This window comes from Pseudanabaena sp. FACHB-1998 (genome assembly GCF_014696355.1).
Lineage (GTDB): Bacteria > Cyanobacteriota > Cyanobacteriia > Pseudanabaenales > Pseudanabaenaceae > Pseudanabaena.
The window spans coordinates 91,439-105,274 of sequence record NZ_JACJQA010000003.1; the positions used below are offsets into that span (position 1 = coordinate 91,439).

Below are 13,836 nucleotides of genomic sequence, written 5' to 3' on the forward strand. Positions count from 1 at the left end.
ACATTGTAAAGGCTCTAACCATTCTGGAACTAATCATTGAGGCTTTGCAAAATACTCTCAACCAATTTATAAACACGAGTACCTAATTCTGAAGTCCAAGATCCCTTTAGGTTTAAATCAAGATTTCGCGATCGCTTAATCGCGCTTTCTACATTGGGTTGGTATGCAAAAATATCTAAATTGCTCTTATTGTAGCCCCCTAAATCTGCTTTAAGTCTGGCTTCAAAATGCTTACAAGTTTTATCTGTGGGGTGTAAATCCCTAAAGTGTAAACATAGCCAAATTTCAAAACAAGGATTACTAATGGCTAGTTGATAGCCTTTTTGATTAGCTTGACGGCAGACTGTAATTAATTGTTTTCTCCAGCGATCCACATCAATTACTAACCAAAACTCGTCTTCTTCATTAAAATCATATAAATCCTTAAATTTATCTAGACGTTCCAACACATATTCGGGTGCAGACTTGTTATCATCTCCAGTAGCTAATATTTCTACTTTGACTTTACGGCTTCCAAACATTTCAAAATATTGCTTTTCTGTGTCTTTACCTTCGGTTGCGATCACAAATAATTTTGCACTTCGGCGATCATGTTTACGGTCTAAAAGCTTAGTGCGGTTTATCTTTCTCATTTCTCTTATCAATTTGCCTTTTCAGATAGAGAATCTTCACATTCAAACCACCCCAAATCTTTTGGGTTTCCAAAAAAAGGAATAGCTCCAAAACGAGCATTCAAGTAACCTTTTTCAATCTTAAGATCGGGTCTGATCTTAAATTCAGCTAACGAGTAGCAATCAGATATACCATTTTTATTTTTTTCAACAAACCATATCTCATCACGCCTCAATAAATCTAGATCTAGCAAATTAGTATCATGGGTTGTAAAAATAAGTTGATTACTTGTTGCCCTACAATTTATAGCAGTCTCAACAAAATATCGAGAAAGTAAAGGATGTAATCGCCGATCTAGTTCATCTAAAAAAATAATCTTTTCTGGTTCTTGCTGCAACAAAAAAAGAGCAGGGATCAGATGAATTAATCGCTGTGTTCCTTCTGATTCTTCTTCTATAGAAAAATTGATAAAGTCTCCATTCTCCGCAAGATGTATTGTTTTCAATCTGGTCAGGGTTACGTTCCCCATATCATCTTTAGAAAATATTTCTCTCCCTCCTTGGGACTTTTCAACAGTTACTTCAGGTCTATTATCCAATTCTTGCAAAAGTTTTTCTCTTGTCGATTTATGCATAGTTGCAAGATGCTGATCGAAATCAACTTCTATTTTTTCGTCAACAACTGAATTTATGCCTGTTCCAGTAACTTGAAGAAATCCATCAAGAAAATTTCTAAAATTTTTATTTCTCTGTACACTAACTTCTAAGCCTGTACAATCTACATCTGCTGGGATAACAGTTAATGCATTACTAAACCAGTTGTAGACTGGCATTAGGGCATTAAGATTGCGATCAATTGATTCTGTTAGAAAAAGTTGATTAGGGCGAGTGCCTAACGCAATAAAGTTTAAATTTTGTTCGTCTTTGCGAGTTTTACCTTTAATAATAGAGCCAAATTTTATAGTTGTTTTTGTTGGATTTGAGTCTTGAATAGAAGTAAATCTCTCAAAGTACATTATCTCTTTCTTCTTACCTTGAGGAATTCCATATAGCCATTCTTCTAAAATTTGTTCTCTATTTAGAGTAAATCCGTAAGAATATTGAGAACCTTTGTAGGTAAAAATAAACTCGAACTTACTAGGATTTTTGCTGCAATCTCCTAACTTAAATGGATGTATAGCAATAGATTGATTGCTTCTAGTTCCTTCCAGCACTAGATTTTGAGCAAAAGCTATAGCTTTAATAAGATTTGATTTACCTGAGGCATTAGCTCCATAGATAGCAGCAATTGGTAATACAGAACGACCTTCTCCTGCTTCATGCTGAGCAAGATGCTCGCTATGCTGACTATCACTATTAACCGCCACCATACTAAATGTCACTTCATCTCTGAAGGACAAAAAGTTTTCTATGGTGAATTGAATTAGCATTTTTTAATCAAACATATTGAGAATTTTGTTTGATTATAGTTTATATGGTTCATCCAAATGACAATTCAGGAGAAAAAATCTCCTAAATTGTCATTTGGATGAGTATTTTTTATGAAGTTAGTACCATTTAAGGTTTGACAATCAAAATACCGTAGGCATCAGGATTGAGATATTTGCGAACGGCGGCTTGGATGTCCTCTTTGGTGATGGATTTGATTAAATCGGGATAGTTTAAGGCTGGTTCTAGAGAACCAACAATGCGATCGTAATAGCCGTAGATGCCCGCGCGTTCCTTGGGTGACTCATTACCGAAGATAAAGCGATTGCTGACTTGAGTGCGAATTTTGGCTAGTTCCTCATCGGTGACAGGCACTTCATGCAGTTGGCGAATATGCTCGCGAATCGCTTCTTCGACGATCGCCACATCCTCCACATTTAACTTCGCGAACACTTGGAAAGCTCCTTGCCAACGCATCGCTGAATTACTAACGGAAATGCGATCGACGATGCGGCGATTTTCGCGCAAATCCTGCACCATCCGCGAAGTGCGTCCGCTACCGAGAATATTGGCAAGAATACTTAAGGGATAGGTTTCCGATAGTTCAGTCAAACCAGCAACGCGCCATGTCATGCTCAATCTGGCTTGCTTCAGGCTGGTATCGGTCACTTCGCGCCGCACAATTTCGGTAAAAGGCTTTTCGGGGGTAAAAGTCTTAGGCTCTGGTTTATCCGCGATCGCCTGATCGTCATTGCGAGTTTCAAAGTAATCGGCAATTACGCTAATCATTTCGCTTACGGGCAGATTGCCAACTACGGCGATCGTCATATTTTGCGGCGCATACCATTTGCGGTGAAAGGCTTGCATCTGCTCCGAGGTGACATTTTCAATCACTTCGACAGGGCCCAGCACCGCACGGCGATAGGGTAAAGTTTCATAGACTAATTCCGAAATATGGCGATAAATGCGGCGATCGGGATTGTCTTCACTGCGGCGGATTTCCTCTAACACCACATGACGTTCGCGCTGAAACTCTTCATCGGGAATGCTTGCCTTTAACACTATATCCAGTTGTAAAGGCGCAAGCGTGGCGAAATCCTTGGGCGCGACATTGATATAAAAATGCGTGTAGTCCTGACTGGTTGCCGCATTGGTATTACCACCGTGGGACTCGATCGCCTGTTCAAATTCTCCCAAAGCAAGGCGATCGCTACCCTTGAAAACCATATGTTCCAAGAAATGTGCCATGCCGTTAATGTCATCGGTTTCCGCCGCAGAGCCAACATTAACCCAAATGCTAAGGTTAACTGCGTCCACAGGAACCTGTTCGGCAATAATCTTAATTCCGTTTGGCAAAATATGTTGAGTGGGCGCAGATACTTGCGCTCTAGTAGCTAGATCATGGAGAGCATGATCAGTCTCAGCTACATCTAACCGACGCGGAATGACGATCGCTGGCATGGCAATATAAACTTTTGCTAAAGGGTTTGCTAAAAAATGAGAAAGAAAAATAGAAGGAAGAAAATATAAATAAAATTTTTTGTTTTTATTATATAAATTCAAAGGCTCAAAATACGAACAAAGGGATCTTTTTTATCTGCTCCACCTGACTAATTAACACTTGGTCAAATTGCGGTTGCCATAAAGCAAAAAGGAGCTTTAGTTCTAGATATTTCAGTCTTGAATATAACTTAACCTTTATTTTAGGTAAATTGGGGGAAATATTTAAATTTCTTGCAATTTTAGCTTTCTCCTACTGCATTAACCCAATCAAAGAAAATAGCGCTGCCATTTTCTGTCTCGCACAACCTCAGATGAGGGGCGGCGCAAAGCGCCGCCCCTCATCTAAGGTTGTGCTACGTGGAAACTTGTAAAGCCCTCTCCCGTAAGCGAGGGGAACAAGAAAATAAAACTTGAAACCTACATTTGATCCAATGCTCGCAATTTGTAATAAGCTTCGCGCAGGGCAAGGCTACTAGCTCCTTCCTCTAAATTAGCCGCAAAGTCATAGGACTCTTGATAAGCGACGCGGGCTTTAGGAAGATTGCCAAAGGACAGGTATAAATCTCCCAAATATCGCTGCACGATCGCCGCCGTTTCTTGATCGCCCATCACCAGAGCTAAGCTAGAGCGATTTTGCAATAAGTCTTCAATGCGATAAAAGTTAGGAACTTCGAGATAGGCGGCAATCAGGCGATCGCTAGCCACCGACATCAACGGATAATTGCGATATTGACGCGCGATCGTCAGAGCCATTCCATAGTCTTTGATAGCTGACTTGTAATTATCCAAAGCCATTAAACTATCGCCACTATTAACGTAGGTATACCCCTCACCAATGGCTTCCCGAAGCGGATGTATCTTGATCGATGCGTAATATTGCTTGAGAGCCTCTACATGATTACCATAGCGTCCTGCGATTAAGCCTTTGCTATTTAGAGCGATCGCCGTATTTAGTCGCTGTTCTTTGGCGATCGCTAGATCTAGAGTCTCTTTGTTGAGTTTTGCCGCAGATTCTAATTTATTTTCAGCAATTTTGAAGCTGACCAAATTATTAGAGCTTTCTAGCTTTGCGCCACTGTCTTTCAAAGTATTAGCGTAGCCAATGCGTTGAATCGTGGAATCTTGAGCCGCATTACTTGCGCCTAAAACTTCATAGGCATCACTCACTCGCGCCAGAGTGTAGGAAATTGCGGCTTGATCGTTGACGCGGCGGTAATAGCCAATCGCGTAGAGCCAAGTTTTAATCGCCTCGCGGGGTTTGCCTTCCTTGAACTGATTGTAGCCAAGATCTAATAAGCGATCGGCTTCATCCCGCACAGCCCGATTTTCAAGCTTGATCGTAGTTTGCGACTGGGTTGGCATTGGAACAACGATCGCCCCCACAAAGGCAGCTAAAATCGTCGCTCCAATATTAGCTACGGACATTTTTTGACGCTTTTTATACATTTCCCTACATCCTCACCAAAAAGGTGGACATATTGTAGCGACATAAAAGCAATTTTTTCTAGAAGTTTTCTGACTTTTTCTGACATAACCTAAATACTCCCTTCCCAGTCTAAAAAATAGACATTAAAACCCAAGAATTAGGTAGGTAGCGCAAAGCGACGCATAGCTAATCTTGGGTGGGAAGGGAGTATATAATTTAGGCTAAGCATTTTGAGGAAATCTATGATTACACTCACACCGCCAAGATCAGATTCAGAGATATTTCAAGAGACGAATCTAGAGCTAAATTTTGACCAGTTTTTGGCGCAATGTCCTGAAGATGGTCGCTATGAACTAGTGGATGGCAAAATGGTAAAAATCTTAGCAACCCGAATTCATTACGATGTTGCTTGGCTAATTTTAAAAAGCTTTGATCGAGAGGTTGAGCGCTTAAATTTAAACTACGTGGTTAATGACGTAGCGGCAGTTTTAACCATAAATAAGAAAGGTAAAGAACAAGGCAGACATCCAGATGTCAGCGTAATTAATCGCGATCTGTGGCGTAGCGATCGCCTAAATCATCGGGGTATTCGCCAACCAATTCAGCTTGCGGTGGAGGTAGTGTCCACCAATTGGGAAGATGATTATATTGACAAACTTGATGAATACGAGCGCTTAGGTATCCCTGAATATTGGATTGTGGATTATTTAGCGATCGGGTCGCGTAATTATTTAGGAGATCCCAAACTTCCTTCGGTACTGATATTTACTTTAGATACGGAAGGCAAATATCAAATAACAAGATTTCAAAATAGCGATCGCCTTATTTCTCAGACTTTCCCCGAATTAAATCTCACCGTCGAGCAGATTATGGCAGCCTAGTTACTTAATCACTTCCTACCCAAGGATTAGCTGTGCGCCGCACAGCTAATCCTTGGGTTTTAATGTCTATTTTTAACCCCAAGAAGTGAGTTGCGGCGCTTCGCGCCGCAACTCACTTCTTGGGGTTGTGTCCTAACAAGAGTGGCTATAGCCATACCAATGGAATACAAAAAAGAAAAGCGCCGCTAGCGGCGCTTTTCTTTTTTGTATTCTCAGAGCTTTAAATTGTTGAAATTTCTTTTTCTTTTTCAGCAGTAACTTTATCGATATTCTTAACGAACTTTTCCGTTAACTTATCTACCTGTTCTTGTTGGCTTTTAGATTCATCTTCAGAAATTTCTTTAGCCTTTTCTAGCTTGCGAAGTGAATCAATCGCATCACGTCTTACATTACGAACTGCGACCTTGCCTTCTTCAGCTAATTTAGAAACCATCTTCACCAACTCTTTACGGCGATCGGTGGTCAAAGGCGGAATATTCAGGCGAATGCTAGTTCCATCATTATTGGGGGTTAAACCAATATCAGACTCAGAAATCGCTTTTTCGATTGACCTCATCGTCGAGCGATCAAACGGCTGAATCATCAAGGTAGATGCATCAGGCGAAGAAATATTTGCCAAAGCCTTCAGCGAAGTCTCTGCCCCATAATATTCCACCGTAATCCGATCCAACAACGACGCATTTGCACGCCCCGTTCGCACAGTATTAAAATTGTGCTGGGTCGCTTCTACAGCTTTCTGCATTCGCGCCTCAACATCAGTTAACTTCACAGGAACCTCCAACATAAGTACCCATCGATTCTCCCATGACGACGCGACGAATGTTACCTGTGACACCCAGATCAAACACAATAATTGGGATGCCATTTTCTTTGCACAGGGCAAAAGCCGTAGCATCCATCACTCGCAAGTCGTGGATCAAGGCATAGTCAAAGGTGACATTTTGAAAACGCTTTGCTCCAGCATTTTTCTTCGGATCGCTATCATAGATCCCATCAACGCGAGTTGCCTTGAGGATCACCTCCGCATTAATCTCCGCCCCACGCAAAGCCGCAGTCGTATCCGTTGTGAAATAGGGATTTCCTGAACCAGCGCCAAAAATAACCACCCGATTATTTTCAAGGTGGCGAATGGCTCTACGGCGGATATAGGGTTCGGCGATCTCTTGCATGGCGATCGCCGACATTACTCTTGTGGGAATGGGATCATCCAAATGCTCGAGTGCATCTTGTAAAGTTAAGGCATTCATCACCGTCGCAATCATGCCAATATAATCCGCCGTAGCGCGATCCATCCCCTTTGCAGCACCATTAATCCCGCGAAAAATATTGCCACCACCTACGACGATCGCCACTTCGATACCATCGCGGACAATTTCGGCAATCTGCAAAGCAATATCTTGGACGATTTCAGGATCAATCCCGAAACTGCGATCGCCCATGAGCGACTCGCCACTAAGTTTTAATAAAATGCGTTTGTATTTTGGTTGTTCAAGCTTTGCTGTAGTCATAGTCGCGTCCATGTTTCATTCCTACTGAATTAATTTCCAATGCATTCCTGAGCGATCGCTTTTATAGTTATCTCTCTCTAAATAAGACGTATAAAGAGGCTCTTGCGGTTTCTACGGCAAATAGCTTAACTTGCTAGCTCTTTTAATCCCTTGCATACTGGGTATTGCGATCGATCTCATAATCGACTGGTTGCAGAGAAGCATTCGAGAAATTCGTACAATTTAAATTTGCTCCATTGAGATTTGTTCTTAGTAAAAGTGCACCATTAAAATCAGCTTTATAGCAATTGGTTTTACTAAGATTTGCTCCATCTAGACAGGCTCGACCTAGCTGAGCATCCACCAGAAAAGCCCCATTAAGATCCGCTTCCTTTAGATCAGCATCATTGAGATTAGCATTACTTAAATTTGCCCCACTCAGATCGGCTTTGGACAACAAAGCATCACTAAGATTCGCTCCATACAAATTCGCATGAGAAAGATCAGAAGCACTGAGATTAGCATGACTCAAATTAGCATCACTGAAGCTAGCCCCACTTAAATTAGCACCTTCCAGAATTGCACCATTTAATTTTGCGCCATCTAAGTTTGCTCCTTTTAAAAATGCTTCTGTAAGATTTGCTCCTTCTAGGTTAGCTCCCACAAGGGAGACACAACTTAAGTTTGCTCCAGTCAAGTCGGAATTGGCGAGACTCACAGCGTTGAGGTTAGCACCTGTTAAATCAGCATCCTTTAGTTTTGCTCTCTCCAACCTAGCTCCATGCAAATCAGCCTTAATCAGACTAGCACCATTTAGATCCGCCTCACAGAGATTTGCATCACTAAGACTCGCCCTATATAAGACAGCAGTATTAAGGTTGGCATTATATAAATTGGCTTCATTTAATGTGGTGCAAGAGAGATTTGTTTCACTTAGATTGGCATTAGCCAAATCGATCGCCGTCAAGCCTGCACCACTGAGATTTTCTCGACTAATATCTATGTCACTAAAATCTCGAAACCCTTTGTTATAACGTTCGAGGAGTTCTCCAGCTTTCATCACTCTTAAACACCATATTTTTTGTTATTTCGACATTTTTTAGAAACGTGACAGCACAGACCTAAAAATTATAATTACTTGTCCGTAGGTAAAATTGCGCCTGTCATATTTGCGCCATCTAAATTTGTCCACAACATAAAAGCGCCTTTTAAGTTTGTCCACAACATAAAAGCACCTTTTAAATTCGCGCCCGTCAAGCTGGCTCTGGTTAAATTGGCACGATTGAGGTTAGCGCGATTGAGGCTAGCGCCATTAAGAACCGCTTCATCGAGATTAGCTCCCGTTAAATTAGCCTCATTTAAAATGGCATTGTGTAAATTAGTACGAATCAAATAAGCACCTCGCAAATCAACATTACTCAAATCGGCTCCGCTTAAGTTAGCACCCATCAAGTTTGCGCCACTTAAATTCGCGCCACTGAGATTGGCATTAGAAAGATTAACGCCATTAAGATTTGCGCCACTGAGGTTGGATTTCATCAAAAAAGCCCCCGTCAGATTAGTCCAACTCAAATCCGCCTCTACGAGATTGGCTTCATTGAGATTTGCCCAACTTAGATCAGAGCCAACCAAGTTAGCTTTTTCGAGATTTGTGCCTAGCAAGTTTGCCCAGCCCAAGTTGGCGCGGCTCAAGGAACCACCACTTAAATTGGCATGGACAAGATCGACCGCATTGAGATTGGCTTCATTGAGAATCGCGCCACTTAGCTCCACCCCATGCAACTCTGCACCCGTGAGGTTAGCTTCGGTCAAATCCACATTCATCAAGCAGGCTTGGCTCAAATTTGCACCACTGAGATTAGCTTTAATCATCAGTGCGCCTGTAAAGTCTGTTCCGCTTAGATCGGCTCCTATCAAATTTGCTTCAATAAAAAATGTCCCGTTTAGCTTAGCGTTGCTAAGATTTGCGCCATTGAGGCAGGCTCCCGTCAAAGTAGCAAGGCTAAGATCAGCGTTGATCAAAGTCGCGCTGGTTAGATTTGCTGTATTTAAGTTTGCTGCAACTAGATAGGCTTCGTTGAGGCAAGCTCGTTGGAGATCCGCTTTGATCAGATAAGCGGAGGTAAGATTTGCTTCCGATAAATTTGCTTCGATCAGATTAGCTCGATTTAAATCAGCACCATGAAGAAAAGCCCCTGTGAGATTTGCTTTGGAGAGGATAGAATCAGCAAGTTTCGCGTTACTAAGATTAACGCGCTTGAGATCTGCCCCCTTAAGGTTAATTCTTTCTAGGCTGGATTTGGTAAGATTTGCTTTATTAAAGTCTGTAAGATTCACGCCTGCCTCATTTTGATTCGTTGTACTCGTTACATCTAAAGAAGCTTTTTAAACATATAAATGTTCCTTAGTTTTCCTTGATTTGGCTTGACAAAATGGCTGCGTCTCAATATTGAGAAAGTATTACGCAAAGCGTTTTTCTTTCTAGCTTCTACAAATTTTGAGTATTAATTTTGCCTAGGGCAAGATTAATACTCAAAACCCTTACTGAAAAAGCTTTTTTGCTTTTAAATGAGTACACACTCATTGGAAAACAGCTATAAAGTTATATAAAGTTAAGATGCACAGCATCTTGCTTTATCAGAACTATGGCAGTTCACATTATGACTAAAGCAAAAGATAAACCTTCAAGTTTTTACGGAGTTTGATTTTTTAGTTTGTAAATTTGCTTATGCTCGTTCACAAACAGCTATATCAATACAATACATGAGGAAAATGATGATGCGATCGCCTTGCAATATTTGGCTTAGATACTAAAGTTGTAAATCCATAAACGAATGTCCAATATAAATCCAGATAAAAATCCCGATCTCAGTCCAAATCCAAGTACAGATCCAAGTACAGATCCAATTCCTGAAATGGCGATCGCGTCTCCACGGAGCAAATTAGGTAAGGTGTACCTAGTTGGGGCGGGGCCCGGAGATGCAGGTTTGATGACGCTAAAGGGTAAGGCTTTGCTCGAAACCTGTGATGTGGTGCTTTATGACGCCTTGGTGAGTGATGAAATCCTTGCCATGATTAATCCGATCGCTGAGAAAATCCATGCAGGCAAAAGACGCGGCAACCATTCGCTTCTGCAAGAGGAAACAACCCAGCTATTGATCGAGAAGGCGAAAGAACAGGCGATCGTGGTACGTCTGAAGGGGGGCGATCCATTTATCTTTGGGCGTGGTGGCGAAGAATTAGCGGATCTGCGAGCCGCAGGGATTGAGGTGGAAGTTGTCCCCGGAATTACTTCAGGGATTGCGGCTCCTGCCTATGCGGGAATTCCCTTGACCCATCGCGATTTTAGTTCGTCAGTAATTTTTGTGACGGGGCATGAGTCGGCGGGGAAATATCGCCCTCAAGTGGAGTGGAAAGCGATCGCGCAAGGGGCGGAGACAATTGTGGTTTATATGGGTTTACATAATTTAGGTGAAATTGTGACTAAACTTCAGTTAGCAGGTTTAGCGGCAGAGACCCCTGTGGCGTTAATCCGTCAGGGAACTCGCGCCGATCAGTCGGAGTTAATTGGATGCTTGAGTAATATTGTCGATTTAGTACAAACAAATCAGTTTGCCCCCCCTGCGATCGCCGTTATAGGCAATATCGTCAATTTTCGCAAACAGGGTTAAATGAAAAAGATTGATGCTGTGACGAGGCTGCAATATCAATCTTCTTCATTAGGCAATAGCAAATTCAGTGTGTTGTCGAATCTCTGGCGACTTGAATGCTAAGACAATATGACTTTTGGGTATTCCTGCCGCTACTAATTCATCGGCAATACCATCTTCTGTCCCATCGTGTTGAATCCAGAGTTTATGATCAACTAGATCAATATGTAGCAGTGTTCCATAAATACGATAACCGTTTTGCCATCCTGTTTCTACTAGCAGATAGCGATCGCGTTTTTCATCTAATACTAGTTCAACTTGAACGTAGCGATCGGTGTCGAGAAATTTGGCATATTCTTGGAGAATTTTTTCGATAACTTGACGATATTGATGCGTTAAGGAATCCATCGCACAATTACCTCCTGATTGGGATCAAAACTAAACAAGCGAATAATGCCGTCCTCAATTAAGGTTTGCCCTGCTTCTTCTTCAAAAACTGTTTTACAAACATTTTCTGTGACAGCAAGAAATAATTTATATTCAGGATAATAACGCACTAATAAGTGAGCGTACAAAACAAATTGCCCCACCGCTTCTTCTAAATTTTTCATGTCAGAAGGACTGGTAAAGCTTTTTATCTCAACCGCTATTTTCTCAGTTCCACGTTCTGCGGCTAATAATCTTTCGGCTCCTAAGTCAACGAATAAATTTTTGCCTCGCGCTAAACGAATTCGTAAAGGATCGTGGGTGATTTTCCAGTTATCCTTGATGAGTGAATTTTTTACATTGTCGTGATACAAATCTTTTGCTGGCATATCTATGAGATCCTATTTTAATGAAGTATGAATATTATCAATTTTCGCAATAAATTATAAAACCTAAAAGAGAGTGACGGCGCGAAGCGCCGCCACTCCACGAATGGGTTAAACTAGTCTTTTGTAGGGAAAAAAGCTAATGGAAACTAATGAAGTGAGTATTCCTGCGGATATTGAAAATAATAACCATCGTCTTGAGGTTCAGATTCAAGACATTTTAGAGGCGATCGCGGCTACGGAGTCATTTATTGCAGGAATAGATTTTATGGAATTTAGTCGCGATCAAAAAACTATTTTTGCAGTGGAACGAGCCATCGGAATTATTGGAGCAACGGCTAAGCGTTTGCCTATTAGCTTTATGGATCGCTATCCCCAGATTAATTGGCGACGTTTAAGCGGCATTGGCGATATCTTGATGTTTGGCTATTTAGAAATTGATCTTAAAACTCTCTGGGAATTGACCCAAAATGATATTCCTTTTATTAAGGATTTAATGAGTAAAGTAATTGCGACTTTGTAGTAATGGATTGGCGGCTACGCTGCCAATCCATTACTTACCCACAAATCCAGCCCTCTAGGCGATCGCAGGTTTCAGGAATGCCGTAGTGGGGTTGACGAAAGGCAATTGCGGCTTGGATGGCGGCGAGTATGGCATCGAGAGTATCGCCCGACGCATCTTGGAGCGCTAAAAGGATAAGGTTTTCACTAATTTCTAACCTCAGTCCATATTTTGTGAGAAATACAGGCGATCGCATTTGGATGATTATTTCTTGGCGCAAAAGCTGCATTTCCTGAGTTTGTTTACTTTTCGTGTCGGACTTGTAACTATGTTTACCAATTAGAGCTTTAGCGATTAAGGCTGGATAAATTTCTAGAACAGTTCGAGAATCGGCAGTGGGATGACAGGGCTGAATGCTAAATCCTGCCTTGAGCATTCTAGGTGCGCCTTCAAAAAACATTTTCCCCACTGGTACCCCATAGACTTTCATTGGGCTAATTGCGCCTGTGAGCCGATCTGTTTGTCGTAAATGTTCGCGATCGCCTGCCGCCCGATCTTGACGGTATTGATTGAGGACAGTCACAAATTCCTGTTTAGACATTTGCCCTACAAGTTCGACATATTCTGCCCAAGTGCTACCCCATCCAAGGTTTTCCACGAGCTTACGTGGTTGTCCAAGGGGAAAGTCCACCCCTGCAAGCCAATTTGGCGATCGCCGCAAAAAGGTCATAAATCCATCGAAGTCGATGAAGTAATGGAACTTCTCAATCTGCAAAATATCTTTATCTAGCAAAGCTTCGGCACAGGTGATCGGCTTAGTTTTTGACGGTGCGCTTGTAAAATCAATTCCATATATTTTCATGGCTACTTCCCAGTGAATAAGGGATGCGCGGCAAAGTCACGCATCCCTTATTCACTTTATAATGCCTATTCTGGGAGTGGGAAAGAAATAGGCTAAAATTTTGATAAAGCTAGGACAAGGACATTTTCATGACCCAAGCGATCGCTCGTAAATCTCTATATGAGTCTGACTTCTTGCTATGGACTCAAGACACTGTAGCTAAGCTCAAAGCTAGGGATTTTGATCATGTGGATTTAGAGAACTTAATAGAGGAGATCGACAGTTTGGGTAGATCAGACAAAAAGGAGATAAAAAGTCGCCTCACAACGTTGCTCGCGCATTTACTCAAGCGTATATATATCGATATGCCTGACTGTTTTAATGGTTGGGAAAATACAATTGTCGAGCAACGAACTGAGATCGAGTTTGCCTTTGCTGATTCACCTAGTTTAAAAACTTTGTGGAATGATACTTTTGACATTGCATTTCGCACTGCATTACGAAATGTTAAAAAAGAGTATGCAAAAAAAGGCTATCAAATTCCTGATACATGGCAATTCGGACGCGATATCGACACCATGCTTAATGTTGATTTTTGGGAATAGATTTTTTCAAAGTGTTGCGAAGCAACACTTTGAAAAAATTTCTTGCTGTAATTCAAATTTCTTAAAAAGGATAGGTGGCGCGAAGTGCTA

General features: G+C 41.5%; 15 protein-coding genes. 4 read left to right on the top strand and 11 right to left on the bottom strand.

The features are described 5' to 3' along the window. Nucleotides 1-29: 29 nt before the first annotated feature. The 4 genes from H6F42_RS00790 to H6F42_RS00805 all read right to left on the bottom strand — a co-directional run bounded on the left by H6F42_RS00790 (nt 30) and on the right by H6F42_RS00805 (nt 4,988). Nucleotides 30-632 carry an RloB family protein gene (locus tag H6F42_RS00790; RefSeq protein ID WP_190397443.1) on the bottom strand — a complete coding sequence of 201 codons (603 nt, stop codon included), beginning with the start codon at nt 630-632 and terminating at the stop codon, nt 30-32. Between the two features lie 8 nt (nt 633-640). Continuing rightward, nucleotides 641-2,041 carry an ATP/GTP-binding protein gene (locus H6F42_RS00795; protein WP_190397444.1) on the bottom strand — a complete coding sequence of 467 codons (1,401 nt, stop codon included), beginning with the start codon at nt 2,039-2,041 and terminating at the stop codon, nt 641-643. Nucleotides 2,042-2,168: 127 nt separating this feature from the next. Further along, on the bottom strand, nt 2,169-3,500 hold the full coding sequence (locus H6F42_RS00800) for a pitrilysin family protein (RefSeq protein WP_190397445.1): 1,332 nt from the start codon (nt 3,498-3,500) through the stop codon (nt 2,169-2,171). Nucleotides 3,501-3,959: 459 nt separating this feature from the next. Beyond that, nucleotides 3,960-4,988 carry a hypothetical protein gene (locus H6F42_RS00805; protein ID WP_190397446.1) on the bottom strand — a complete coding sequence of 343 codons (1,029 nt, stop codon included), beginning with the start codon at nt 4,986-4,988 and terminating at the stop codon, nt 3,960-3,962. Between the two features lie 222 nt (nt 4,989-5,210). Here H6F42_RS00805 and H6F42_RS00810 point away from each other — a divergent pair, with 222 nt between their 5' ends. Beyond that, on the top strand, nt 5,211-5,849 hold the full coding sequence (locus H6F42_RS00810) for a Uma2 family endonuclease (RefSeq protein WP_190397447.1): 639 nt from the start codon (nt 5,211-5,213) through the stop codon (nt 5,847-5,849). 220 nt (nt 5,850-6,069) lie between these two features. On the opposite strand, the gene frr is transcribed toward H6F42_RS00810, so the two are convergent. The 4 genes from frr to H6F42_RS22235 all read right to left on the bottom strand — a co-directional run bounded on the left by frr (nt 6,070) and on the right by H6F42_RS22235 (nt 9,673). Further along, complete coding sequence (gene frr / locus H6F42_RS00815; protein ID WP_190397448.1) at nt 6,070-6,618, bottom strand: ribosome recycling factor; 549 nt, start codon at nt 6,616-6,618, stop codon at nt 6,070-6,072. After that, a complete protein-coding gene (gene pyrH / locus H6F42_RS00820) occupies nt 6,605-7,357 on the bottom strand; it encodes a UMP kinase (protein ID WP_190397449.1) in 753 nt (250 codons plus the stop codon). The genes frr and pyrH overlap by 14 nt, the downstream gene beginning before the upstream one ends. A gap of 142 nt (nt 7,358-7,499) precedes the next feature. Continuing rightward, on the bottom strand, nt 7,500-8,396 hold the full coding sequence (locus H6F42_RS00825) for a pentapeptide repeat-containing protein (protein ID WP_190397450.1): 897 nt from the start codon (nt 8,394-8,396) through the stop codon (nt 7,500-7,502). Between the two features lie 74 nt (nt 8,397-8,470). Continuing rightward, nucleotides 8,471-9,673, bottom strand: a complete 1,203-nt coding sequence (locus H6F42_RS22235) for a pentapeptide repeat-containing protein (RefSeq protein WP_190397451.1) — start codon at nt 9,671-9,673, stop codon at nt 8,471-8,473. A 578-nt stretch (nt 9,674-10,251) separates the two neighbouring features. Here H6F42_RS22235 and cobA point away from each other — a divergent pair. Further along, on the top strand, nt 10,252-11,007 hold the full coding sequence (gene cobA / locus H6F42_RS00835) for a uroporphyrinogen-III C-methyltransferase (RefSeq protein ID WP_190397712.1): 756 nt from the start codon (nt 10,252-10,254) through the stop codon (nt 11,005-11,007). Nucleotides 11,008-11,055: 48 nt separating this feature from the next. Here cobA and H6F42_RS00840 read toward each other — a convergent pair whose 3' ends face one another. Next, nucleotides 11,056-11,394, bottom strand: a complete 339-nt coding sequence (locus H6F42_RS00840; RefSeq protein WP_190397452.1) for a XisI protein — start codon at nt 11,392-11,394, stop codon at nt 11,056-11,058. Beyond that, nucleotides 11,382-11,801 carry a XisH family protein gene (locus H6F42_RS00845; protein ID WP_190397453.1) on the bottom strand — a complete coding sequence of 140 codons (420 nt, stop codon included), beginning with the start codon at nt 11,799-11,801 and terminating at the stop codon, nt 11,382-11,384. Before H6F42_RS00845 ends, H6F42_RS00840 begins: the two co-directional genes overlap by 13 nt. Before the next feature lie 139 nt (nt 11,802-11,940). Between H6F42_RS00845 and H6F42_RS00850 the strand changes: the two genes are divergently transcribed. Further along, the gene (locus H6F42_RS00850; RefSeq protein ID WP_190397454.1) at nt 11,941-12,321 is read left to right on the top strand and encodes a HepT-like ribonuclease domain-containing protein; all 381 of its coding nucleotides are present in this window, start codon (nt 11,941-11,943) and stop codon (nt 12,319-12,321) included. A gap of 34 nt (nt 12,322-12,355) precedes the next feature. Here H6F42_RS00850 and H6F42_RS00855 read toward each other — a convergent pair whose 3' ends face one another. Then, complete coding sequence (locus H6F42_RS00855; protein ID WP_190397455.1) at nt 12,356-13,162, bottom strand: DUF429 domain-containing protein; 807 nt, start codon at nt 13,160-13,162, stop codon at nt 12,356-12,358. 128 nt (nt 13,163-13,290) lie between these two features. Here H6F42_RS00855 and H6F42_RS00860 point away from each other — a divergent pair, with 128 nt between their 5' ends. Next, on the top strand, nt 13,291-13,746 hold the full coding sequence (locus H6F42_RS00860) for a DUF29 domain-containing protein (RefSeq protein WP_190397456.1): 456 nt from the start codon (nt 13,291-13,293) through the stop codon (nt 13,744-13,746). Nucleotides 13,747-13,836 lie beyond the last annotated feature (90 nt).

Coding starts and splice junctions, on each gene's coding strand:
- cobA (WP_190397712.1), top strand. CDS start 10,252: ATGGCGATCGCGTCTCCACGGAGCAAATTAGGTAAGGTGTACCTAGTT.
- pyrH (WP_190397449.1), bottom strand. CDS start 7,357: ATGACTACAGCAAAGCTTGAACAACCAAAATACAAACGCATTTTATTA.
- H6F42_RS00810 (WP_190397447.1), top strand. CDS start 5,211: ATGATTACACTCACACCGCCAAGATCAGATTCAGAGATATTTCAAGAG.
- H6F42_RS00840 (WP_190397452.1), bottom strand. CDS start 11,394: ATGGATTCCTTAACGCATCAATATCGTCAAGTTATCGAAAAAATTCTC.
- H6F42_RS00805 (WP_190397446.1), bottom strand. CDS start 4,988: ATGTATAAAAAGCGTCAAAAAATGTCCGTAGCTAATATTGGAGCGACG.
- H6F42_RS00795 (WP_190397444.1), bottom strand. CDS start 2,041: ATGCTAATTCAATTCACCATAGAAAACTTTTTGTCCTTCAGAGATGAA.
- H6F42_RS00855 (WP_190397455.1), bottom strand. CDS start 13,162: ATGAAAATATATGGAATTGATTTTACAAGCGCACCGTCAAAAACTAAG.
- H6F42_RS00850 (WP_190397454.1), top strand. CDS start 11,941: ATGGAAACTAATGAAGTGAGTATTCCTGCGGATATTGAAAATAATAAC.
- H6F42_RS00790 (WP_190397443.1), bottom strand. CDS start 632: ATGAGAAAGATAAACCGCACTAAGCTTTTAGACCGTAAACATGATCGC.
- H6F42_RS00845 (WP_190397453.1), bottom strand. CDS start 11,801: ATGCCAGCAAAAGATTTGTATCACGACAATGTAAAAAATTCACTCATC.
- H6F42_RS00860 (WP_190397456.1), top strand. CDS start 13,291: ATGACCCAAGCGATCGCTCGTAAATCTCTATATGAGTCTGACTTCTTG.
- H6F42_RS00800 (WP_190397445.1), bottom strand. CDS start 3,500: ATGCCAGCGATCGTCATTCCGCGTCGGTTAGATGTAGCTGAGACTGAT.
- H6F42_RS00825 (WP_190397450.1), bottom strand. CDS start 8,396: ATGAAAGCTGGAGAACTCCTCGAACGTTATAACAAAGGGTTTCGAGAT.